Origin of the sequence: Actinophytocola glycyrrhizae, from assembly GCF_042653545.1 — a bacterium.
Classification (GTDB): Bacteria; Actinomycetota; Actinomycetes; order Mycobacteriales; family Pseudonocardiaceae; genus Actinophytocola; species Actinophytocola glycyrrhizae.
In genome coordinates this window covers 64,918-88,943 of record NZ_JBHSIS010000027.1, presented here as the reverse complement: position 1 = coordinate 88,943, position 24,026 = coordinate 64,918, and the positions used below count along the sequence as shown (strand labels likewise).

General features: G+C 66.3%; 15 protein-coding genes and 1 pseudogene. 3 read left to right on the top strand and 13 right to left on the bottom strand.

What is annotated here, in order from left to right; genetic code table 11:
* The first annotated feature begins 72 nt into the window (after positions 1-72).
* Together ACFPCV_RS37350 and ACFPCV_RS39035 are read left to right on the top strand one after the other, a co-directional pair.
* Positions 73-5,058, top strand: a complete 4,986-nt coding sequence (locus ACFPCV_RS37350) for a hypothetical protein (protein ID WP_378062120.1) — start codon at positions 73-75, stop codon at positions 5,056-5,058.
* Between the two features lie 44 nt (positions 5,059-5,102).
* Positions 5,103-5,378, top strand: a pseudogene (locus tag ACFPCV_RS39035) (IS701 family transposase); the annotation flags it as partial.
* A gap of 175 nt (positions 5,379-5,553) precedes the next feature.
* Here the strand turns inward: ACFPCV_RS39035 and ACFPCV_RS37345 are convergent.
* Both ACFPCV_RS37345 and ACFPCV_RS37340 read right to left on the bottom strand, forming a co-directional pair.
* Positions 5,554-6,486 carry a hypothetical protein gene (locus ACFPCV_RS37345; RefSeq protein WP_378062119.1) on the bottom strand — a complete coding sequence of 311 codons (933 nt, stop codon included), beginning with the start codon at positions 6,484-6,486 and terminating at the stop codon, positions 5,554-5,556.
* Positions 6,487-6,494: 8 nt separating this feature from the next.
* Positions 6,495-7,061, bottom strand: coding sequence for a hypothetical protein (locus tag ACFPCV_RS37340; protein WP_378062117.1), 567 nt, complete (start codon positions 7,059-7,061; stop codon positions 6,495-6,497).
* Positions 7,062-7,834: 773 nt separating this feature from the next.
* On the opposite strand from ACFPCV_RS37340, the gene ACFPCV_RS37335 reads away from it, so the two are divergent.
* Positions 7,835-8,614, top strand: coding sequence for a transposase family protein (locus ACFPCV_RS37335; RefSeq protein ID WP_378062115.1), 780 nt, complete (start codon positions 7,835-7,837; stop codon positions 8,612-8,614).
* A 226-nt stretch (positions 8,615-8,840) separates the two neighbouring features.
* On the opposite strand, the gene ACFPCV_RS37330 is transcribed toward ACFPCV_RS37335, so the two are convergent.
* The 11 genes from ACFPCV_RS37330 to ACFPCV_RS37280 form a co-directional block, all read right to left on the bottom strand.
* Positions 8,841-9,407 carry a hypothetical protein gene (locus tag ACFPCV_RS37330; protein WP_378062113.1) on the bottom strand — a complete coding sequence of 189 codons (567 nt, stop codon included), beginning with the start codon at positions 9,405-9,407 and terminating at the stop codon, positions 8,841-8,843.
* On the bottom strand, positions 9,404-11,494 hold the full coding sequence (locus tag ACFPCV_RS37325) for a type IV secretory system conjugative DNA transfer family protein (protein WP_378062112.1): 2,091 nt from the start codon (positions 11,492-11,494) through the stop codon (positions 9,404-9,406). Before ACFPCV_RS37325 ends, ACFPCV_RS37330 begins: the two co-directional genes overlap by 4 nt.
* 5 nt (positions 11,495-11,499) lie before the next feature.
* Entirely contained in the window at positions 11,500-12,552 is a 1,053-nt protein-coding gene (locus tag ACFPCV_RS37320) for a hypothetical protein (protein ID WP_378062110.1), read from the bottom strand.
* A gap of 76 nt (positions 12,553-12,628) precedes the next feature.
* Positions 12,629-13,792 carry a C40 family peptidase gene (locus ACFPCV_RS37315; RefSeq protein WP_378062108.1) on the bottom strand — a complete coding sequence of 388 codons (1,164 nt, stop codon included), beginning with the start codon at positions 13,790-13,792 and terminating at the stop codon, positions 12,629-12,631.
* Positions 13,793-13,798: 6 nt separating this feature from the next.
* Positions 13,799-15,016: a hypothetical protein gene (locus ACFPCV_RS37310; protein WP_378062107.1), complete on the bottom strand. Its 1,218-nt coding sequence runs from the start codon at positions 15,014-15,016 to the stop codon at positions 13,799-13,801.
* Positions 15,009-16,892: a hypothetical protein gene (locus tag ACFPCV_RS37305; RefSeq protein ID WP_378062105.1), complete on the bottom strand. Its 1,884-nt coding sequence runs from the start codon at positions 16,890-16,892 to the stop codon at positions 15,009-15,011. The genes ACFPCV_RS37310 and ACFPCV_RS37305 overlap by 8 nt, the downstream gene beginning before the upstream one ends.
* Positions 16,893-17,538: 646 nt before the next feature.
* Positions 17,539-20,166 (bottom strand): ATP-binding protein, encoded by a 2,628-nt coding sequence (locus tag ACFPCV_RS37300; protein WP_378062104.1) that lies wholly within the window; start codon positions 20,164-20,166, stop codon positions 17,539-17,541.
* Entirely contained in the window at positions 20,132-20,632 is a 501-nt protein-coding gene (locus tag ACFPCV_RS37295; RefSeq protein WP_378062103.1) for a hypothetical protein, read from the bottom strand. Before ACFPCV_RS37295 ends, ACFPCV_RS37300 begins: the two co-directional genes overlap by 35 nt.
* Entirely contained in the window at positions 20,632-20,916 is a 285-nt protein-coding gene (locus ACFPCV_RS37290) for a hypothetical protein (RefSeq protein WP_378062101.1), read from the bottom strand. The genes ACFPCV_RS37295 and ACFPCV_RS37290 overlap by 1 nt, the downstream gene beginning before the upstream one ends.
* Positions 20,913-21,833: a hypothetical protein gene (locus ACFPCV_RS37285; protein WP_378062100.1), complete on the bottom strand. Its 921-nt coding sequence runs from the start codon at positions 21,831-21,833 to the stop codon at positions 20,913-20,915. The genes ACFPCV_RS37290 and ACFPCV_RS37285 overlap by 4 nt, the downstream gene beginning before the upstream one ends.
* 1,043 nt (positions 21,834-22,876) lie before the next feature.
* Positions 22,877-23,989 carry a 3-oxoacyl-[acyl-carrier-protein] synthase III C-terminal domain-containing protein gene (locus ACFPCV_RS37280; protein WP_378062099.1) on the bottom strand — a complete coding sequence of 371 codons (1,113 nt, stop codon included), beginning with the start codon at positions 23,987-23,989 and terminating at the stop codon, positions 22,877-22,879.
* Positions 23,990-24,026 lie beyond the last annotated feature (37 nt).

Below are 24,026 nucleotides of genomic sequence, written 5' to 3'. Positions count from 1 at the left end.
TCCAGCACGTAGTAGGAGTGCCCCGCGGGTCGCGGAGTTCGTTGCGGCGCGCGTGTACGTAGTCTTTGCGACATGTCCATCGGCGACGCGAGGTCGCACGTGGCGGCATCGCCGTACTCGACGGGTGGCGGCGGGACGGTCTTCGAGCACCGGTATGCCGCCACGGTTCTGGGCTGCCTGCTGACCGGCGACCCCGTAACGGGGTTGGGCGATGACGCCAGGCCGATCCTGGTGCGGTTCCAGGCCAGCGCAGTCAGCCCGGTCGACGACGTACTGGTCGAAGGCCAGACGGCGGACGGCGGCGTCCGGCGGATGTCCGTCGGTGTCCGCCGGGCACCGACGTTCGTAGCGAGCGAGACACCATCCGAACAATTGTTCGTGTCCTATCTCCAGGTGGTGGCCGAGCATTGGGAGGAGGTTGCGGCAGGGCGGTGGCGGCTGGCCCTGGCCGTGGCCAGCCCCAATTCAGCAGTTCGGCAACTCCGTGCGCTGTGTGTGATCGCTGAGGCCACCGACGACGAGGCGGCATTTCGCGCCAAGGTCACAGAACCAGGGCAGGCCAGCCAACCGGTCGTCGCCCGGCTCGGGCACATCGACACGCTCGTGCAAGCGGCTGCGGCGAGGGCAAACATCGACTCGACGGTGATCGCACCCCATGTGCTCACCTGGCGGTTGCTGTCGACCCTGAGGCCGCTGGAGGTGCGCCTGGAAGGTCCGGACCAGTTCGATCGCACGATCGCGGTTCGTCAGCTGCGCCCGGCCACTCACGAGGGGACGGCGGTCGCGGCGGACCGGCTGTTCACGCGCTTGGCGGAACTTACCGGCCGGTACGCGCCTGCGGGCGCCGAGGTGACCGAACGACTGCTGCGCCGTGACCTGGCCGGGATCACCCTGGCCCGATCGTCATCGTTCTCGCAGGCGTGGAGCCTCCTTGACCGGCTCGCCGAACGGTTGCGCGATCGGACCCGCTTCCAGCTCATCGGGGACCAGGTGACCCTCGAGTTACCGCGCACCGAGGCGCGGAGCGGATTGGCGACCGCGATGAAAGCAGCGGCGGTGGGACCGGCAATCTTGATCGTTCGCGGTGAACCTGATGTCGGGAAGTCGGCGCTCACCTTGCGGGCAGCCGAGGACATGTCGGCGGCGAGTGCCGCAGTGACCTCGGTGAGCTTGCAGGACCTGCCCGCCGACACGCTCACCCTGGAAACGGCGCTGGGTGGACAGCTGGTCGAGGTACTCTGCGCGACCGCGACCGCCGAGACGAGGCTGTTAGTCCTCGACGGTGCTGAATCCGTGCTCGAGGGGCGCAGCACCCTGCTGACCGAGCTCACCATCGCGGCTTTGCGAGCCGGGTTCGGCGTCGTCGCCGTCACCCGCGACGATGCCGCTGCCGCAGTGGCCAGCGCGATGAGAAGCGCACAAACAGCCGCGGGCGCCGCAGATCTGCGTGAGCACCAGGTTCCACGCATGCTGTCGGGCGAGGCCGAACAGATCGCGACTGTCTTCCCCATCCTCTCCCGGATCGGCCAGGACCTGCGGACCTCATGGCTGCTGGGAAGACCCGGCCTGGTGGAGCTGCTGCTCCGTGCAGGTGTCGCCTGGCAACTGCTGGACGGGCCGCTCTCTGAAGCAGACCTGTTCGCGGCCATCTGGGACCAGCTCGTCCGCCGCGGGGGCGAGCACCCGCCGGGCGGCCCGTCACCCGAGGCCCGGGAGCGTGCGCTGACGTCGCTGGCTCGAACGCTCCTGCTGCCTGGCGGCAACTACGCACTTCCGGATCCGAATGTGCTGCCGTCGTTGAGGTCGGACGGTTTGCTCCTCGCCTCCGGTCCGACCAGCGCCTGGCACTCGGGGGATTCCTTCGCCAGTGATGTGGTCCAGGATCTCGCCCTTACTCGGCTCCTGATCACCGAAGGCTGGCAGCTACTTCACGAGGCTGGCGCACCACGGTCCGCGCTGCGCGCTGCACGGGCTGCCTGCCAGGCCACACTCAGCAGGGCAGGTGAGGACACCGAGCCGCCGCGTGCCCGGCTGCAAGCGGTGTTCGACCAGCTGGCCAATCAACATGGCGCGCGGTGGGCAGAAGTGCCACTGGAGGCGATGTTGACGCACGGTCACGCTGAAGCCGTGCTGCAGCGAGCGTGGCCGAGCCTGCTCGCCGAGCGGCGAGCTGGCCTGCGCACGCTGCTGCGCTTGGCACTGCACCGCTACAGCGACCGCGGCTGGGGTGACCCGGCTGCGCTGGGTCCGCTCGTCGCGCTGACCTATTGCGGTGAGGCCGAGGTCGGACAACATGATCGGTACGACCGAGACACCGGCGAGCAGGTCCGCAAGCTGGTGCTGGCCTGGCTGCGGGGGCTCATCGAGAGCAAAGCTGTTCCGCTGCCCCTGCGGCAGCAGGTGCGTGATCGCCTGCTCGCCTCCTCGCCGGAGGAGCATGACGAGTTCGTCGCGGAAGTACTGGCCATGCTCGGCCCCGATCTGGATCAGTACGCCGAGGCGTTCCTGCGGCAACGTGCCGACGATGGCGGCGGGTACCTCGCACCGGCGGTGGAGTCCGTGGGCGCCGTGATTGCCCTGTCCGAGTACCAGCCCCAGTTGCTACTCACGCTGACTGAGGCGTACTACATCCGGCCGCATGACGCGGAGCACTTCGAATCGTGGGGGCTGCTCGGCGAGGGCATCCGCCGCCACGTGCGTGCGGGCGGCGCGGGTCCTCCCTTCGCGGGGTGGTATTTCGGACCGTTCTACCGGCTGCTCCACGCCCGCCCCATGGATGCGCTCGCTCTGATCAACAGGATGCTTGACCGCGCTGCCACCGTGCATGTCGGCCCGAGCCCCGATCAACCAGCGGATGCCGATGAGCCCGAGCCTTCCCCGCTCGGGCTCGAGCTGGACCTTCCTGGGGTGGGAGTCCGGCGTTGCGTGGGCGACGAGCAGGTGTGGTCGTGGTACCGCGGCTCGTCGGTCGGCCCGTACCCGTGCATCAGCGCGCTGCTGGCCGTCGAACGTTTCGCCGATGAGCTCATCGACACCCTCGGTGTGCCCTTGGCGCACGTCGCCGCGATCCTGCTGCGCGACTGCCACAACCTGGCCATGCCTGCCCTGGTGGTCGGTCTGCTGGTCCGCCACCTCGACCGCGCCGATGACCTGCTCGATCGCTGGCTGGTCTGCCCCGAGCTATGGCATCTGGAGGTCTCCCGCGTCGTCGGGGAACACTTTCATGCCCAAGGCCCAGACCCCACCGACCTGGTCGGTCAGCAGAGGCGCAGGGCCAGCTTCCAGAACGTGGTCGGCGAAATGATCGTGACGGCCATGCTCGCCGGTGATCAGGATCGGCTCGCCGTCCTCGCTGCCCGAGGGGACGAACTGGTCGAGCGGGCCCGTGAGCTGGTCGCGGGAACCGATGACGAAGCCGCCGACCTGCTTATGGTCCAAGGGTGGGCGGCTCAGCTCCGTGCGGAGAACTACCGCCTCAGCCGCACAGAGGATGGCCACATCCGGTTCGAGTGGGCGGTCCCGGAGGACATCGCCGCTGGTCTCACCCACACACAAGAGGAGTTCGCTCGCGGCGACACGGCACTGCGCTTGCACCAGACCTACGCGAGTTCGGAAGACCGTGTCGCCCCGGTCGATACGCTCGTTGCCGATCTGCTGCTCGCCCGCGACCTTGCCGAGAACCCGGCCGTCCGCGGTCCAGCGCACCCGGATGACCCAGTCGCCGCCGTCGCCGCCGCAGCGGTCATCGCCCACGCCCAAGGACGCGCCCATCTTCTCGATGAAGATCTGCAGTGGGCGGCCAACGTCCTGATCGATGTGGCGACGCGACCGCGGGTCGGCGAGCTGAGCCGCAGCGTGACCATCGGCCCGGACGGCGCCGACCGCTCCGCCGCCGCCGCGCTCCCCGCCCTGCTCCTACCCGTGTTCGACCATGTCCCGCTGAACTGGCAGGGCGTCGAGGACGCCTTGCTCGCCAGCGCGACCAGCCTCTTCGACGAGGTCCGGGCAGCGTTTGCGGTCGGTGTCGAGCCCATCTGGTCAGCACCGTGCACCCCGAGCCCGCCGGCGCAGACCTGCCGACACCAGCTCGCATGGGCCGCAGTCCAGCAGGGCCTGCGCGACTGCCGACTCGGCGGTTGGGACCAAGCGACGCAACAGCGGCTCACGAATCCGCTTGAGCCGCCCTACGAGGCGACCCTGCCGACAGTGCCCACCGACGTCCTCCTCGTGAATCGGCTCACCGCTCCCCTTGTTGCGGCCGCAGCCGCAGCGCGAAATGGGAATTGCGTTGCTGACGAGGCCACACGACTGCGCGACGTGTTGTTTGACGTCCACCGGAGGGGAACCGACCACTGGGCCACGAAGGGTTACGACCGTCTCCACAACCGCCACCGCGATCGTGTGGTCCGGGTGCTGGTCGAGACCGTGATCGGCGGGGACCCGACGCCGCTGGCTTCCTACGTGGGAGCCTTCACCACGAACGCTCCAGCGCTCGATGCGCTTCTCCACGACCTTCGCGAGCTCTTCACCTACGACGACACGCTTCGCACATCGCTGCTTCCCGTCTGGCGCCTGGTCATGACCACCGCCCTCGATGCCCTTGAAAGCGGCGCCACCCTCCCCGGCCGCCACCACTGGCGCGACAGCGCACTCGCCGAACTTCTGCCGACCCCCCAGTTCGCCATCAGCGACGCCAACCCCATGGCCACTCTGGACCGGGCTCGAGCCGACTGGTTGGATCCGGACGACATCGCTGATCTCGCCACTAGGTGGCTGAAACTCGCACGCGGCGAACCAAAAGCTGTCGACGCCGTCACAGACCTCGCGAACTGCGCCACACCCGCGTGGCAGGCAACAACCGGGCTCGCCTGGGCGGAAGACGCCATCAACGGCAACTACGCCGCCATCGCAGGACGGTGCTGGCACCTGCCCGAGTGGCTGGAACATGTAGCAGGACAACTCGACGTCCAGGGCGTCGCCCGCTGGCACCGGTTAGTTGATGGACTAGCGACCCACGGCGATTACCGCGCCGTGAAGCTTCAGCAGACAGTGGAATGAGCGCGGTGAGGCATTCCCAAAGCCCATTTGGCGCCGCCGAAGTTGGCCCGCAGCGTGTTGACCAACTGGTCGCGCGGCTACCCACACGTGCTTGGCAACGTCTCTCCGCGGGCCGGGGCGCGAAGGGACACCGCTTCTACGACTGGGCCTGGATCACCCTCACCGACCCCACTCCCGAAGCGCCGGCCGGGTCCCGGTGGCTGCTGGTCCGACGCAACCGCCGCACCGGCGAACTGGCCTACTACCGCTGCTACGCACCCCGCCCGATACCCCTAGCCACACTCGTGCGGGTGGCTGGCCGGCGGTGGACCGTCGAGGAATGAAGATCACGATCTACAGCTGGAGTACTAGATCGAGGCGCTCCGCAAGTGCGAATGTGTCGTCAATTCTGTTGGCCGATCGGGCTCAATTTGCAAGATCTGGCGACAAGTCCGAGACAATGGCGCGGGTGGTAGCGACATAGATCGCAGTAGGTCGCGCATTATTTCGTTCGACTTAACTATCGACTCGCTTGTTGGCCCCATCGCCGAGTCTTTCAATGATTGACGACGTTTCGATAAAGCCAGGGCAGGGCTCAAGGCAGCATGTGCAGCGGAGCTTCTTTCCCGCGGGGTCTTGACCCAGCGTTTCTATTAGTGAGCTCGTTGCGATCTCAACTGCATCAAGACGCGCGAGCGGATCTCTAGGTCGTGGGGTGACCGTCACTTCTCTTAACGCGGGCCCGGATAGCACCGGCTGTGAATAAATTTCCACAATGCTGCCTGTCTCATGTGCACATTCAATTCGACCGCAAGCGCCGCATTTCCCCTCTACGGTTTTTGTGACTTCAGTCGGATATGTCCTACCGAGGAAGTGTTTGCAATCATCGATATCTTCGTGGCACACAGAACATAGAACGTCGTGGCTCATGCCTACCGAGAAACCATAACGACGATGCGCCAGGCTTACTGCGCATCTGTTCCAGTACACGCCTTCTTTGTCGGCCTCGAGTTCGCATCCGAACATTCCGCCAACGTAAGCGCCGATCTCATGAAATAAATCATGCGCCGCCATAGAAAGGATGTCATCTTCGAGAAAATTGAACGCACTGATGGAGACGTCCAACGCCTGTCGAGCGAGACGCTCCGCTAGGTTTCGATCGTCATCCTGGACGAGAACTTTGTCTTGAAAATCGCGATAACTGAACAGTAGTCGTTCGACTATCGTTTGACTCGCGCTACTTCGTGAGAGAAATTCAATATACGTAGGAGGGAGATCTAGAAGACCTCGGTCTGCGCGCACGGTAATTGCCCGGAGCGACTGGCCATAAAGCTTTCGCGCTCTCTTGAGCGCAGAGGTTCCTTCCTGGAACAAATACAAACGTCTCAGTTCGCCGCCGGCTGGCGGCAACGGTACGCCTGTTGTTAATATTCTTGCATGGAATCTCATGCTAAACTCTAGTCTTCGATCGTCCGATTTGGTGGAGCTATCTCAATCTTGCCCAGTGCTTGCCCCAGGATGTCCACTACCGAGTCGTCACTCTGATCGAAGTATTTAACCGGTATCTCGATCTCGATGCCGCTTGCTTTTCGAGTTGTCTCGGTAACTTCAATTTCGGTGAGTGAGATCCGGATCTTGTCATTACTTCGACTCATTGGAAGGCCGGCCAGAACTGATAGTATACGTACGCGCGTGGCAATGGCGATCATCTTAAGGTAGTCGGTAGAGAGATTACCCGTTACGCCAAGCAGGATTTGAGCGATTACCTCGCCCGCGCTGTATTCGCTCAGGTATCGACTGTTTTCCTTGTCTGTTGCCATCGACAGGCTAACACCCTCGGCGCGGGCGGACTTGACAAAGCCTGCGTCCTGGTCGAGGTACAGGGCTACGTTATTATCTTCGATCTTCGCCGGCAACAAGAGGATGTCACCGCTCGTCAACCGCGAATACGGGATCAGGTTGATCACTCTGTCGGGCACCAACCACTGCGTGACCTCAACGTCACTCTCTGGATCTGTCGTCACGCCTATCTCCGCTCGCTCCGAAGTTATGTGCGCAGCATCTTGTCGTGCTCGCCGATCAACTGCGCTCTTCTGTCGTATGACGCTGCTTGCCGACCGATACTGTATAGCGGGACATCCCAACTGCTCGCATGGCAGCAAGTTCGCAACCTGATGACAGCCAAGGGCGGCAGTGGGGATCGGGGACGGGCGGGGTGTACTGGCCTCGCGAGCTGCGGGGATCGGGTGCGATCAGACCTCACGAACATAAGCCTCCCCAGCGAACCGGGTGCGGTCGGTTGTCGCGGAGAAACGCGGTCGCATCCGGCCGACAAAACCAGCGTGCCAAATCCGCCGTCGAGCAGGTTGGCCGTGTGACGGTGGTGGGGTTCGTCTTGATTATGGGTGTCGAAACCGACACTTTGCCGGTAAGTGCCCACCCCTCCGTGCAGTCGAGCATCCAGATCGGGCAAACCTGCCCCGAGTGCCGGGTTGGGTGATTGTGAGCGAATCAGCAGAGGTAAAGCAACCACTTGGCCGTCGACGAGGTGCAGCCCGGTGGGGGCGTGTGCGGTGGCGGCTGGTCGATCGCGCGCTGGCGCGTTACACAGCTGAGTCGGTACTGGCGCTGTTGAGTGCAGCCATCGACTCCCCTGGATGTCGGGTATGGGAGCCGCAACTCGCTGTGCTGTGGGGGCGTACGTTGCGTCAACCGCCGCGTGGCGCAGTCGTGGCTAAGGGCTGTCACGTAACCCCGATGTCGGGCTGCTCAGCCGATAGTTGATCATGTTGTTGTGGTGCAGGTGATCACAGCGTCGAGGTCGGAGTGGATTGCCCCGTTCGCCGGGTTGGAGCCAGGCCAGTTCCGCAAGCTGGTGCGGGTGGTGGCCAGGCGTGGCGGGGATGAGATCGCCGATGGACGGCCGGGGCGGCAGTGGGCGTTGCCGCTGGCTGACCGGGTGCTGCTGGTGGCGGTGTACTGGCGAACGAACCTGACCATGCGCCAGATCGGACCGCTGTTCGGCGTCTCGCACGCCGCGGCCCACCGGGTGATCGATAAGGTCGGGCCCCTGTTGGCGCTGGCGCCGGTGCGGAAACGCCGGGTCGACTCGGTGGCGATCGTGGACGGCGCTCTGGTGCCGACCCGGGATCACCGGCTCGCGGCACCCAGCAAGAACTACCGCTACTCCACGAACGTGCAGATCGCGATCGACGCCGACACCCGCCTGGTCATCGCCACCGGCGACCCGCAACCGGGTAACCGCAACGACTGCACGGTCTATCGCGACTCCGGCATCAAAGACCAGATCGATGACCGGCCGGTCATGACCGACGGCGGCTATCAAGGCAACCCCGAGGTGATCATGCCCTACCGCAAACCTCGCGACGGCAGCGATCTTCCGGAGTGGAAGGAAGAGTTGAACGCTGTCCACCGCACCGTCCGTGCCAGGGTCGAGCACACCCTGGCACGCATGAAGTGCTGGAAGATCCTGCGGGACTACCGCCGCGCCGCGAGCACACTCGGCGACGCGGTGTCCGGCATCGCCCACATACACAACATCACACTCGCTGGCTAATCGAACACCGTTGGCCCCAAGAAGAAGATCAGTTACGTGACAGCCCTTAGTTGTTGACGTTGGGTGCTCCTTGGGTGCTCCGCAGCGGCGACCCGCACCGGCACACCCCGACCCCCACCGACAGCGAGGAACGCCAACTACCTGCATGAATGACACGCCGCGATACGCCACAACACCTGGCGGTACGGCGAGCAGCTGGCTCTTAACCAGCGGGGTCTACTCGCTGTCATAACGGCAACTGTTCCGCCTCGCCACCGTCCTCATGTTCTGGAGGAAAGCCGAAGTGCAGCTCACCGAGTTGGTGGACGTGGTCGTCGACGGTTACGCCGAGCGGCGTTGTGTAGGCCGCCATCTGGGTCTCGGTGTCGCTGCGCCAGGTGGTGGGGTGCTCGCCGCGGCGGCACTCTGGTGGTGACGCGCCGAGCATCTGATCGATTCGGGATCGGAACCCGGGCAGGTGGCGTAGGTAGTAGTCCCCGGCGATCAGTGGTGTGGTTTGGGGGTGGATGTGTGCGGCGTACCAGAGCCAGACCTGCACGGCGAGTTCGGTGGCGAGTCCGGGGTGATGTCGCCAGCAGGGTGGTATGAGGTCGCTGGGGCTGGTGGCGTGGACGTAGTTGTAGGTGTCGATCCAGACGTCGATCATGCGGGCGAGTGCGGTGCGCTCGCGGTGGCGCAGGGCGGGCCAGGTCCAGGGCGGTCGTCGGGGGCTGGTGCTGTTGGCGGGCGTGTTGTACAACGCGAGCAGCAGTTCGAGGTCTTCGTCGTCGAATGCAGTTGCCTCTCCAGTCATCGCCTGTCTCCCGTGGCTCTGGTGAATCCGGCACCGGTGCCGGTGGCGTGACGGGATGGCCCGTCCAGTGCGTTGTGACGACTACGCACCACGGCAACTTGACGTGCAACGATGTCGGCTTCGCGGGTGATGGTGCGGTTGAGTACCCGGTTGTCTCGGTAGGACGGGATCGCGGCGAAGAACGGTGGGAGCCCGCGGGCTGTCACGACTGCCTGACCGTCGCCGAGGCGTTGCTGGTCGGCGACGGTCAGCGTGTGCTGGTGTTGGAGTTGCTCGCTGAGTCGGACGCCTCGGCCATCGTCGGGTCGGCCGCCACGGGTCGGGGTGACGACTGGTGTGGTCCCGGCGCGGTCGGATAGTTCGCGGGCGCTGTCGATGTCGATGCCACCGGTGATCGACACGCCTGCCGCGGCGCGGAGGGCTGGGGCGTCCGGGCCGTAGACGGCGTCTTCCTGGCTGGCGGTTTGCACGCCGTAGACGTAGCCGATGCCGTATTTGCGTTGGGCGCTGGCGATGTAGGGCAGGTTGGGGACGGTGATGCCGTAGCGCAGTTCGTCGATGACACCGATGAATGGTTGTGTGAGCCGACGGTGGCGGGTGCGTAGTGCGACACCTTCCGCTGCGTAGAACATCTCGGCGGCGAACAAGCTGAGCAGCGGCTTGACGCGGTGCAGGCGGCTGCTGTCGGCCAGCAGATACACCGTGCCGCCTGCCGAGATCATCTGTTCCATGTCGAACTGCGGATCGATGTCGCGGTGTCCACACAATCGGCGGCCGTCGGCGGTGGTGAGGCTGTTGAGCGCGAGAGTCAGGTATCGCAGGACGCCGCTGGTGGTGCGCCCGGCGGCTGGGTCGAGGTGGCGGCGGACGTTCACCGCGGCGGACGGTTCCGCGGTGAGGTCGTCGCGCAGGATCCGGATCGCGGTGGGGTCGTCGGGTCGGCGGAGCCAGTCAGCGAGGTCGTCGATGTCCTTGGTGGCGAGGTCGGCGGCGTGGAGCCAGGCCGCGAGGACTTCGCAGGCGCTGTCGCGGAAGAACCGGTCGTTGTCACTGCCTCCGCCCTGCGGGGTGTCGATTCCCGATACCAGCGCGATTGCGCGGCGGTAGGCGATGTGATAGTCGGCGCATCCGATGATCGGTGACCAGTACACCTGTGGGTAGCCGGCGGCGTACCGGCGGTCCGGTGCGGACACATCCACCACAGCAACCGGGTACTCCACGATCGGACGGTAGCGGCGCAGAAGTAGCGACAGCCACCGCCAACGCACGGCGGGCCGTCGACACTGGCGGGCGAGGACGGTGCGTTCGAAGATCCCCGGTTCGATCGATGCAACGAGGGCGGGCCCGGGAAGGGCTCGGATGATGGGCACCAACAGGCGGTCGGTCTTGCCCCAGCCGGTGCGGGCGACGATCCGGATCCGCTGCTCCCAATCTGCCCAGATCTTCGGTCCGCGACCGCGAGCAGCGGAATGCCTGGGTGACCTCCCTCGACCGTGTAGACGGTTGTCGTGGCGTCCAAGGTGATAGCCAAACGCTCGCGCGGGCATGACGGTTCGTTTCCAGCGGGAAGTACCTGGCAGGGTGTAGCGGCCTGCCCGGCGGGCCACGCGAGCGCCTAGGACAAGTCTGGTCTCCCGTGCTGTCGCCAGTCCTCGAGATCGAGCCGGGTAGTGCACCCTGTTCCACAACGGCAGTACGAGAAAACGCATCCATACCAGCCACAGGGGAAGACCAATCAGCGCGGTCCAACCGGCCGGAGCCGGCCAGGCCAGCATGACGGGGAACTGCATGCCGTTCGGCGCACCTTGTTCGTCAGGGCGAGCGCCTGTATCGGGTGCAGTGACGTCAGCATCCGGCTCGACACGCGGCAATCCCAGCAGGCCGCCCTGCCTGTCACCGGTTACCAGCCGCCGAAATTGCAACGAAGGCCAGGCCATGTCACCAGTGAACAGCCATGTCACCACCCCGGCGGCAAGCCATGCCGTGCTCGCAGCGCCAACGACGGCGAGCAGTAGTACGGCGACTCGACGGCGTCGCTCCCGGCGGGTGTCGAGGCGCGTGCGGCCCTGCTCGAACGTCGAGGTCACCTGACTCAGCCCCACCCTGAACCGGCCGCGTCGCCGCGGACATCCGGGGCGCGGCCGCCGCTCCCACGACCCTGCCCACCTCCGCGTCGTCGTCCGCGCTGCCGGTCAGGGAAATGCGGGTCGTTCCCAGCGGAGACACGCAGGGCGTCAGCGACCAGGAGCAACGAGTTCGGTTCGCCCATGCGCCGTTTGAGGGTGCCGAGTAGGCGGCGTGTCCATTCCGGATTCGTGTGGCCACGCGCAAGCAGCCACACCTGCGGATCGCGGTAATGACAGCGCCGCGTGGCGTAGATCTCGCCGGTGGCGGGGATGTAGCCGAGCTGCCACGGCCCCAGCACGGCGGGTTCGTCGGTGTAGGGGTCGTCGTCATCCCCGTCCCGGCGCCAGCCCACACCGAACACCTCACCCGCTACCAGCGTTCCATCAGACACGTTCATCCCGTTGTCGAGAGCGCGCGCGGCACCCACAACACGTCGTCGCGGTTTGGCGGCCACGAACACCTCCTCACTCGCGTACGTGGACACCTGCCGGGGAGTCGCCGGGTCACGGCGCCATCCCGACTGGGCGCCCGCCAACAGCCCGGCAGGCGCGTCCACGCCCGGCAGGTCGAGGTTGAGGACAAACGCGCGGATCGCCCGCACGCGGTCATGAGCTGCGGACAGGACCTCGCAGCTGGCCACGAACTGATTCAGTGCTGTCCGCAGCAACGTTGGTGGACGGGCGGGGTCCATCGCCTGCTCGAGAAGCTCGTCAGTGAAGTCGGTTTGCGTGGGCGGATAGCCGAGCACGTCGGAGACCTCGCTCAACGCCATCGTGTACAGCTGCGCGGTGGTGTTCTCGATGTGCGCGGCCTTCAGGCGGCATCGGCTCTCCGCGCGGATCAGGTCTGCGGCTGGATCGTCGGTGACGTCGACTCGGCCGTCGTCGGTCAACGCTTCCATGACGTCGAATGGAACCGTACGGGCGAAGGAGAAATTGTCACTGGAAGCGTCTACCTGCAATAGCAGATGGCCATTGGTGCATGAACGCCACATCAGCCACACATTGGAAAATGACATTGTGAACTCCAAATAGACATGCGTAGAATAGATGGACTTCTGGGGCGCGGATGGATTTAGGTGCTATGTCGACATTTCAGTCCCAAGGTCGCACGACGTCGGTGCGGTACTGCCCGACGATGGGAGTCATTGAGACTTTGACTACCGAACCGGACTGCGGCGCCTCGACCACATAGTCTCGTCCGTAGATTCGTCCTAGGTAGATCGCGACGTGGTGGATCGTGGCGGGCGTGTTCCCGGAGAAAAGCAGATCTCCGGGAAGTGCTTCTCTGAATGGATGGCGTGTGCCGCCGCTGGCGTATTGGGTGCGGCTGTCTCCGCCGATCGCGATCCCGGCTTGTGCGTAGGCGTATTCGGTGAGTCCTGAGCAGTCGAAACCGGTTTTCTTGTAGTCGCCGTGGCGGTCAGCGACCCCGCCGTCGCGGATGCCCTGGGTTGGGCCGGTGGGGCCGCCGCCGCCCCAGGCGTATGGGGTGCCGAGGTGGGACAGGGCGGCGGCCGCGGCGATAGCTGCGGCTTCACTGGGGAACCGGACGATTACGTCGCTGCCGGATCCGTCGATACCTGCCTGTTTGGGCAGGATCACGTCCAATCCGGCCTGGCGGATGGGGAGCTGCCCGGATCCGCCGCCGTCCTCGCAGGTCACCGGCGACGTCTCAGCAGCCGGTGAGGGGCCCTGGGGTTCGCCGAGAAGTTGTGCGGCGAGCGCGGTTGCCCATCGTTGCCAGACCGCGTACTTGCCGGCACCGGCGCCGGACCGCTGGACTGCCTGTGCGATCGCGGCGAATGTGCCCGCCGCCGGGTCAGCGTAGGTCGGCACCCTGCTCACGAGCTGGGTGTAGAAAGCGCGGGATGCAGCGGCCGCGTCGGTCCGGTCGACGTCGGCGTACAGCGTGCCCTGCTGCTGGAACAGGCCGATCGATCGCCCGTTCACCGCAGCCGGGTTCATGGTGGATTCCTGCATCGCGGTGCCCAGCGCGATCGCGATCCCCCGCGCAGCGATCCGCATCCCGGTACCGACGCCGACGACCGTACGGGCCGCGGCCATCTGGTTCGCGTTAAGCTCCGCCGACTTCTGTGTGCCTGACGCTCCGGCGCCTGTCGCATCTATGGTGACGGTGCAGCCGCCGGCGGGCGGCTGTTCTTCAGTGGCGACAGGTGTACCGCTGATGACTGAGAGGCCGAGTACGAACGCCACCAGTACCGTGACCGCCGCGCCCATGATCTTCCTGCCGTTCACCTAGGGTCACCCGCCCTCGGTGGGGAGGTCGATCCGCCACAGCCCGTCCGTGCCGCGGCGGACAACCCGGACCTCCGACAGCTGCTCGACATACGGCGAGGCGGCCGTTGACTCTCTGGTGCGGCCGGTGGAGGTGATTACGCGGGTTGCGCCTCCGATCACGATCACGGAGATCGTCGTCCGGGGCGCTTCCGCAGAGATCTGGGCTACCGGCTGGGTGCATCGTCCGGACTCGCGCGCAGCGACGGTCTTGTCCCAGGAAACACGGGCCCGCTGGTCCGCGACGTCCTCGTTGCTGCCCCCGTTGAGGGGGTTGAGAGTGGACCATCCGTTGTCGGTCATCGCCGGGCGTGCGCGTTGCTCGGCTGTCCCGAAGGGGTCGGTGTAGGTGAATGGGCACAGCCTGGCCAGCCACGCCCGCATCGCCGCTTCCGGTGTAGCCAGATCGGTGCGTGTCGGTGGGCCGGTCGGTATTGGCACGACCTGCACCGAGTTCGGGTCCACGGTCGTATCGGGTCCTGGTGTCAGTGGGGTAACGCCGCCGGGTGGAATGGGTGGCCGAGCAGGCAGCGATCCCGCATCGGTACCACCAGTTTTGGAGACGGCGGTGCTGGTGGAGAACGTGCCCGTGCCGGAGCTCTGAGGAGACTGGCTGACGGCGGTCGACGGGTCCACAGGTTCGGGTGAACTCCACAACAACGCCGCGAGTGCCACCGCGACCACCACCGCGGTCAGGCCGAAGACGACACGCAGCCGACTGCGGCGTTCCACCGTCCTCCGTACCGTGGGGCTTCCCGCTGCGCGCGGATTTTCGACGAGGTTGGCGGCGGTGAGACGGAGCTGGGCACGGCGACGTCGCGCCTCGTCTGTGACAGCTTGGTTGCGTGCGCGCCGGTCACGCGCCCGGCGCCCGAACGGCAGCAGGCCCGGACCGGAATGGAGCAAGTCTGTGCTGAGGTAGGCGTCGAGTACGGCGCGGATGCCCTCCCGGCCGGACGCGGATAATGCTTGGGCTGACCGTGCCGGGGACACTTGTTCCGGAGCAGACACGGCCTCCAGTCCGCGTCCAGCCTTCGCCGGGTCGGCAGAGCAGCCATCCTCGTGGCCGCTCGTGCTCTCCGCCGCGGCAGTGGACTCGCAGCTCGGATCGTTGTTTGCATCGTTGTTCGGTTCGTCGCCGTCGTGCGCGTCGCTGTAACCGCGATCGAGGTGGTGGTCAGTCATGGTCACGTCCTGGTGTGGATGGCGGCACGATTCGTCGTTCGCCGGGTGCTTGTTGGTGGCGCCACAGGCGGCGTCCGCTGGTGTGTTCGCGGGGTGTGATGGGGTCGACCGGTGCGATGCCGACGCCTTTCTTGTGCACCCACACGCGGGTGTGACGTCCGGTCTCCTGCTGGATCCGGCCGAGGTTCCGCTGGAGCCGGGCATCCCGGAATCGTCGATCGGGGAACTCCCGCCTGTGTGGCTTCGTGGGGACAACGGTTCCTTCGACGACCGTCGGATGGTCCGTGCTGGGTGGCCGGTAGCCGGCGGTGCGGGTCATCACGTTCGGCGGTCGCCGCACGAGCGCGGTGCCGGGCGGAGATACGCGTGTGGCGGTGGCGTTGACCGGTGGTCCATCGTCCAGGCCGGCGTTCTTGTCTTTGGGAAATCGTGAGTTGAGCCAGGTTCCGGCGTTCTTGAACCCGGGCAATGCTGTGCCGCCAGACCGGTTCACGGGCATGGCGCCGACGCTGCGGCGCGCGAGCGACCATGTCCCCTGGGTGGCTGCGGAACCGGCGCGGCCTGCGGTGCGTGCTGCCGACCGCATCAGCAGCACGAAGGCATATCCCATTGCCCCGGCGCCGCCCATGGTTGTCAGCAGTTCCAGCCAGGTGCGGGCTCTCACCGCCGCTGAGAACAGTCCGAGGTTCAGCAAGGCCACCACGAGAAACCCGTACTTGCCGGTGTGCGTGGAGATGATCACCGACACAACGGTGGATCCGGAGATCACCACTGTGATGAACAATCCCTGGAACTCCAGGCCGATGGTGTAGACCCAGTACCGGGTGCCGAGTTGTCTGAACCAGCCGGGGATCGGCCACAGCACGAGGAACAGCAGGCCGACCATCAGCATGAGGAGGAACCCGGCGACCGCGACGAGCCCGGAAACGACCAGGCGCAGTAGGATCAGTCCCATCGGGATGGTGATCAGTGCGAGCACGAGCAAGTAGCCGGTGCGGGTGATGTCCTGCCCGCGGATCCAGTGCGTGTGGTCACCGAACTCTGGTGGTGCCCCGCCGTTGTCGATGGTGTCCATCCATTGCCGCCACTGCTCGTCCCCGGCCAGGGCGTGATGACCGGCGACCTTGCACACGTCCAGGCTGCGGAACTCGGCGAAACACCATGGTGTGGCACCGAAGGTGTTCCAGACACTGTCGACCAAACGCCGAGTGCCGGCCTTTTGGGCGTCGCCGGAGATCTCCGGTGTCGGGAAGCCGGTCGGATTTCCGGCGGTGTCGGTGTAGTTGGCGGACCCGCTCATGACCCCGGTGGCGAGGTCTTGGCGGACGCTGTCGACGGTGTTCATGATCTGTGAGGGGCCGGCGGCGAAGCCCACGGCGAGCGTGCCTGCGGCCACCACCCAGCCGAAGTCAGACAGGAAACCGTGGCCGTCGCCACGCCACCGCGCGTAAGTGATGAACGCCCCCACCGCGACCGTCGCCGCGATCAACGGCCAGAACACCTCGTCGGCGAGCATCCGTGTCGCGGTGTCGATCTCTGGTGCGGAGTCCCGGTACAGCGTGAGGTTGAGAAACCATTCCAGAAGGGACAATGCGCCGTTGAGCATGCCCAGGCACGCCCAGAGGATCATGTTGTTGATGAAGCCGACGACTTGCAGCACCGTGTCCTCGATGCCGAACCAGTCGCTGTGTTCCTCGTCCGGCTTGACGGTGAGTTTGTAGTCGGCGAAGTCGTAGGTCTCGTACAGGGTTTTCGGCGCCCCTTGGGCCAGGTCCGGGCCGACGAGGATGTCCGCCGACGCCGTTCTCGCGGTCCCGACCACGAGCACCCCGACCAGCCACGCGACGGTCAGCAACCGTTGCGGGTTCTCGAGCAACCACCGCACCGGCCTCGGCGCCGTGTGCCGCACTGCCACGACCATCGCGGTGATCCAGTCGGCCGTCGCTCGCACTTTCCGGGCCTTTCGCGTGCAGCGTGACACCCAGGTACGTTCCCGCCCAGTGCTTGGGTCGCGCGGTCGACGCGTATCCGTGTTCACCGCCGGTCACCTGGCTTCGGGGGCCCATCGCCACCCAGCGGCGACGGGCCCCCGTGGCCACCGGGTATCTCCCTACCTCTGGGTGTCCAGTGCTCGACGCTCTCGTTCGTACGAGGAGCGGCGTGTGCTGGTTGGCTCTGGCGACGCTTGTGGACGGCGCGCACGGCGGAGGCGTGCTGGACCAGTTTGCCCACGGACTCCCCCGCCCAGGCCGCGAGCATGCCCGCGACTACCAACCACCACCACCCGGCCATGAGATCCGCCGCGTCGGTGGCGATCAACACGACGGCGAACGGTGCGCACACCACCACCGTGAGTCCCTCGATCACAATGAGCGGCCAATCCCACCCGGACTCTCCGGGGCGCGATGACAGATAACGCGGCACCGTTGTCCAGGGTCGCGACGTGTACGGGACCGGTGGGTGTGACCGCTGCGGTTCCGATTCACCATCGTTGTGTGGCTGGGGATCCGTGCGAGGGGGCGTCATGATCGGTCACCCCCGCCCACGTCCACAGCAGCAGCCTGTTCAAACAGTTCACCAGTTCCAGGCGCAACGCCGTCCGGGCCGCCGTCCTCGGCTGCGGAATCGCTTGGGTCACTGCGCACAGCGTCTTGACCGTGTTCGGCGTCTTCCGTGTCTTTTGCGGTGTCGGTGTCTTCGGTGGCGTCGGTGGACAGCGCGTCGCGGATCCACGCGGTCATCAGGTCCCAGTGAATGGGGGCGATGCGTCCTGAGCGGTCGAGCATGATGCAGTCGCCGGTGCTCAGGCTGGCTTGCATGGTCCGCAACCGCGATCCGGGTTCTGGTCGGTGCAGCAGGACGGCTTGGGCGTCCTGTTCGGCTTTGCCGTTGGCCTGGAAGGCGAAGGACATCACGATCTGTTCGATCAGGCCGGTGAGGACGGCCAAGTCGGCGGCGGCCTGGGTGTCCAGGAGCAGCCAGGTCTGCAACGCGCGCCCGGTGCGGGCCAGCCACTCGACGAACGCTTTGCCTTCCGGGTAGCCGGTGATCAGGTGCAGCTCGGTCAGCGCCACCAGTTTCTTGAGGTGGCGGACGTTGCGGGACTGCTGCAGCGCGTAGTGCAGGGCGACGCGGAAGGTGGTCATCGAGCATCGTTCGGCCACGGTCCACTTGTCGGGGTCGGGGTTGTGGCGCGGCAGCTCCAGTCCCGCGAGTCCCAGGTAGACGAGACCGCGGCCGGTCATCAGTGGCTGCGTGGTGGGCGTGGCCGGGCCGAGTACGGCACGCATGTGCGCCTGACGGGCCCGCACCGTCAGCGTCTCGCCGAGTTCCCGGGCGAGGTCGGCGTCGGGACGATCCGCGGGTATGCTGACCAGTTCGTTGATCACCCGCTGGGCGGACCAGGCATCGCGGGGCCAGCGCAGCACGGTGTCGATCGCGTGCTCCAGGATGGTTTCGCCGCGCCGCCGGTCATCGGCATTCAGCGCGCCGAGCAGCGCGTCGAGGGTGAGGGAGCGGGCGAGGTCTGCGGTGGGACAGAACCGCATCGGGTCCATGGTTCCGGTCGCGGTGTCGTCGAGGACGTCGACGAGCTGGACCGGAACACCAAGCAGGTCATGGGCGACGGTCACGATCCCCCGCAAGTCGCCCTTCGGGTCGGCGAGCAGAGCCCAGGCACCCTCGAGCAGCGCCCCCAGGACGGCGAGCATGGCCGCGGTGCTCTTGCCCGCGCCGGACCGTCCGGTGAAGGTGATCGTCGTCGGCCGGCTGCGGTCTGGTTCGGCGCGGGACACGATGTGAGCCTGAACGGGCTGTGGCGTGGAGCCGAGGTTGGCGCCGATGTAGGGGCCGCTCGAGTCCCCGACCGTGCTGCCGCCGTGGAACCAGCTCCCGGCCAATGTGCGCATCGGCTGGTGCTGGGCGAACTCCGGCACCCGGACGCGGTCACCGGGCAGCAGCTCCCGCCACAACAGGTCCTGGACGTGGGGCACGACCTCCAGCCGAACCACGCCGGTGTAGCGCTCCTGCACCCGCGCCACGAGATCCGCCAGCTCCTCGGCGGTGGCGGCGTGGACAACCCACCGGGCATGGTTGGTCGTCATCACGTCCTGACGCCGCTGGATCTCCTGGCGCCGGATGTTGAGTGTGTCGTCGGCGTCGATAACGTCGAGGGGAACCTGAGCGCCCTGTACCGACGCCTCCCGTGTCTGGGAGCGCGTGGTTTTGCGGCCGTGGTCGATGAGCGCGATCGATCCCGCCTGCCCGTGGTTGACGCCCCGCACCGACGCCTCCACCCCGGGCAGGTCGGTCAGGATCTCCAGCCACTCACCCCCGGGTAGCTCCAACTCGTGCGGGGGAAACCCGTTAGTGGCCGGCACGAGGATGGACACGTAGCGGCGATCTGCGGTCTTGCTGTCGGTCACCGCGACATGGGTGGGTGAATCGGCGGGGTCGACCTCGCCGTGCATCAGATCCACCAGCGCGGGACCGCTCAGCACGTCGTCGTCGGGGGTTTCGAACGCGGTGCGGCGGATCTCCCGGGCGTAGGCCCACGCGATCACACTCGCCGGCGCCCGCCGACCGCGAAGCACACCTCTGCTGGCCTGGTCGAACCAGCGGTTGATCTGCGGCCGCACCATCTCCAGATGCTCGTGCGCCTCCTGGTAGGTGGTGGCCTGTGTCCGCAGGCCGCGGCGGGCGATCTTCCCCGCACGGCGCAGCGTCGATTCCTCGTCCTCGCCCGTCCACTTCACGCCAAGCAGGACGACTCGTCGACGGAAGTACCCTTCCTCGCTGTTACGGGTGATCCGCTGCGCGCCCATGTCGATGTAGTCCGAGGCCCCGGGGGCCATCACGCTGTGCAGGCGGTCCCAGCCAGCCCGGTACTCCTCGGCGGTGTGCGTAGACCACAGGACCTTGAGGTGGTAGTCCGCGCCCGTTGGCAACAGTGCCTGCAGAGCTCCTGCCGCCTCCGCGGTTGCCCGGCCGAGGTCGTCATCCTCCAGCAGATACGTGGACGATCCAGGAATCTGCATCCAGGACCACACGGTGTCGTCCGTGACGAGCGCCCCGTCTGTGATGACGCGCGGTGCCGCGATCGGTGTCGTGATCCGTTCAAACGCCTGCGATGTCTGCCGTACTCGCTTCATCTATTGTCTCCCCCGAGATTCGTTTCCGTGTCCGCCTGCCAAGCAGTGGCGTCAGCGGCGTGCCTATGTTGTGCGGATGCAGTTCGGTCATGTGCCGATCGATGCGCAGCGGCAGTCGCTGGCCAGCAGCGGCAGTGAGCAGCGGGTTGCGGATCGGTGTGCGCCGTCGACGCGAGCGGGCGAGCACGGCGTCGTACCACCGCATCGCGGCCATGCGCCCGTCATCCCCTGTCCGGGTTCCCATGTAGACAAACGCGAACGGCGGAACGCCGTACAGCAGCGGACCCAGCCGTGACAACGGGTTCAGTCCGATCAGCAACAGCAGGCCACACCACGCCCCGAACACCGCCACACCGATATATAGGCGCCGCCGCACGATTCCTTGCCCCAGCGGCCGGTTGAACAGTTCGTACTGGCGCGTCTCCAGCCGCAAATGCTGCGTATCCGTCGGAAGCTGGAACCCCATCAGCCCACACCCGACGTGAACAGACCTTTGATGATGCTCACGGACAGATCCGGGAAGTAGGCGAATCCGATCACCGGGATCGCCCCGAGCACCAGCCAGAGGAGCTTGCCGTACCGCTCGTCAGCGAGCGCCCCGGCCGCCCGGCCAGCGAGGATCACGATCGTGAACGTGCCGATGATCGCCAACGCGATGTCACGCAGCCCGGTACCGCTGCTGGTACTCAACTGGGCCACCACGTCCGGCGCTGCCGTCGCGACGAAGACTTCGAGCATGGGCGGCATCACGTCACCACCTCAGTAGGAACGTCGACCGAGGCCAGATACCAACGGCCGCCAGCCCCACCGCCGCCGTTGGTGCCGGGCGTGCCGTCGTGACGCAGTTCCACGCGGTAGGTGCAGCGGAGTGTGCCCGCGTCGCCGGACAGCGCCCAGGTGACCGTCACGTCACCGACCCGTACCCGCTCGCCCGACCTGCCTGTCTCGTCGGCGCTGTTCCCGGATCGGGTGCGCCAGACATCGACGTCGGTCAACTCGACAGCGTTGTCCAGGCCACGGAACGATGTCCCAGCCGCGCGTGCGTACTGCAGGTCTCCCGTCGCGTAGGCCCGCAGGAGAGTTGTGACCGCCTCACGGGTGTTCCGCGCGAACTCGCTGTCCTCCGACGTCGAGTCCCACGGCACAGCGGGCTCGGGAGCCGAGGTTTGTGGCGAGCCAACCAGCGCGGGCGTAGCAGTCACCACAACCCGGCCTCCTGACAGGCCCACCGGCACCGCGAGATTCACCCACCGTGGCTGTCCCGCGACCCACCCCGACTCGTCGAGAACCGGCCCAGACGCCGCATTGGGTGCGCTGCGAGGTGATTCGGCTGTCGGCGTGGGGCCGGACGATTGCTCGCGCTCAGGGGACGAGGCAGACGGAGGTGGGGCGCCGGTGTCCTCAGCGGTGAACGGGGTCACGCGCACCCGGACCGTGACCACCGCGCGGTCGAAGTCTGTGGACGGGTTCCCCTTGGCGACCTTGCCGCCACTGTCTGGCCGGTTGTTCCGGGTGATCCCGAGGGTTGTCGGGCTGTCAGCCCATTGTCGACCGGTGCCGCCCCAGCCGTCGACATCAGAATCGGGCATGGTCGAGCGCCTCAAGGCGAACTGCCGAGTCTCGCGATCAGACCATGACAGATAGTCCACGGCGAACGGCTCAGCCACTGCGGTGAGATCCGTGTCCGTGGCTTGTTCGGGTTCTTCCGGGGAGCCGGTGCCTGCAACCCATGTCCAGACCTGACCCACAACGGATGCGCTACCTGCCGCCACAACTACGGCGAGCAGGACAATCAGGCCAGCGCGCCGGAGGCGAACCCACAGTGACTCTCGGCGCGGCGCGGCAAGCACTTCGAACGGTTGCTGCGACCTCAACGTCATGGCGATGCCACGACGATCTACGTGCCGCGCATCTCCGGAAGCCGCCGGCCATGACGCACGACCCGGTCCAGACGGTCCGTCGATACAGCCGGTGGACCGATACGCCTGCGTCGGCGTCCTGGGCGGCACCTGAGGAAACGCCATCCGCGACGGCTCGCTGGAGGGGCCGCGGTGGTACGCGGGTCGGCTATGCGGCCGCACATCAGCAATGCCACTTCTCGGTGCGACTTCCCGAGCGTTGAGACGCTGAGCCTTCCTCGAATGGTGTCGCTGACGTCGCGCCGCGAATCGTGCGCTGATGTCGTCTATGCCTAATGCCCGCAGCAGCGTGTTCCCGCTCTTGGCCACGTTTCCCTACCCCCGGTCAGGTCTGCGTGGACCGACTGACGTCCGCGACGCACGACTCACGTGCGTCGGGACTGTCCAAGTCGGACTGATTATGTGATCACTTCGGTCAGTTGTTCGGCAATGCCGATGTGGGTGCCCTCGACCAGGCGCGTAAGATCACGCCGATGGCGATCGCCGCGGAGCCTCCGCTGACCCGCACCACCAGCCGCGGCACGCGCCGCGGTTGTCGTGGACGACGGGCCGCCGGTGACGGCACCACCTTCGGGTGCCGCTGCCCCGCTGGAGTCTTCGGGTTGGCAGCCCCTGCCCACCACGCACACTTTGGTCGCGTCGGCGATGTGCAGTCGCGGTCACTCATGACGATTCACCTCCTGTCCTGGTCGAGGGCAGCTCGAAAGGGGCGGACGGTGCGACCGTGGATGACAGGTCTTCATCGCGTTCCCCTACTTCTCACTCGCTCTCATGGCTCAGTCCGGCTGCAGCTATGGGGATCGCGCGACCCCGCGGCTCGCGTGGTCGGCGATCTGCAACACCACAGTGGTCCAGGTCATCCCGGCTCCGCTGGAGGCCAACACGACGAAGTCCCCGGGTGAGACCGAACCGGTCGAGATCAGGTGCCGCAGTCCGACGACGTGGTCCGCCGCACCCAGATGCCCCAGATGTAAACCCAGCATGGTCAATGTGTCCGTGGCGCGTTCCTCGCCGATGCCCAGCGGCCGATACCAACGCGCACGCACCGCTTCGTAACCCAGAAAGGGCAACAGGATCCACCGCGCATCCTCAAGGGAGATCCCCGCATCGGCCAGCGCGACCCGAGTCGCCTTCCTGACACCAGCCCGGTTGCGGCGCAGCGCCTCGCCCAGGCCGCCGTGTTCGCGCAGCCAAACGCGTTGCCGCGCAAGCACATCGATCACACCGCCGTCCGCAGTAGACCTCGACGTAACAACGCCATCAGCGCCAGAGGTTCCCGACCTGTGAGATCCGGTCACGGTCGTGGGCGGCGTTCCTCGAGTCAGCCCTTCCAACACCGGGTCGGTACAGGTAGCTGCCGACACCACCCGCGCGAGACCCGGATCCCGGCCGAGCATCAGCGCAGCGCCCGCATCGCCATACTGCACGCCGTAATCAGCGCGGTACCGCGCGAACCGATTCCCGGTGAACCGGTCCCCCACGGTGATCAGCGCGGTGTCCAAGTCCCGTCGCGCGCTGAGCAGACTCGCACCGATCTCCACTCCGAGTACGGCACCGTTGGACATCGCACCGATCTCACACGTCACACCACATCCGGTGACCCCGAGCTGGTCGAGCACGTAACACGCAGCCGACCAGAAATCCGGCTTGTCGAACATCTGCGCATGCAGGTGCGCACCGATCACCGGCGGCTGCCCGGTCATGCGCTCGTGCCCGGACACGGCCTCCCGCGCGGCCGACACCGCCAATTCCGGGCCGCTGTCTTCCGACACGCACACCGACCGTTGACGAGTCCTGCGCGCATCCGCCGTACTGACCGCACCCCGCCGCACCATCGCTGAAGTCGCCACCGCAAGCCCCAGCTCCGCACCGACCCCGGTCACATGAATGTCCTCGAACCGCATGAGTCCCCCTCATCAGCAGTACCCCAGCTGCGCCTCC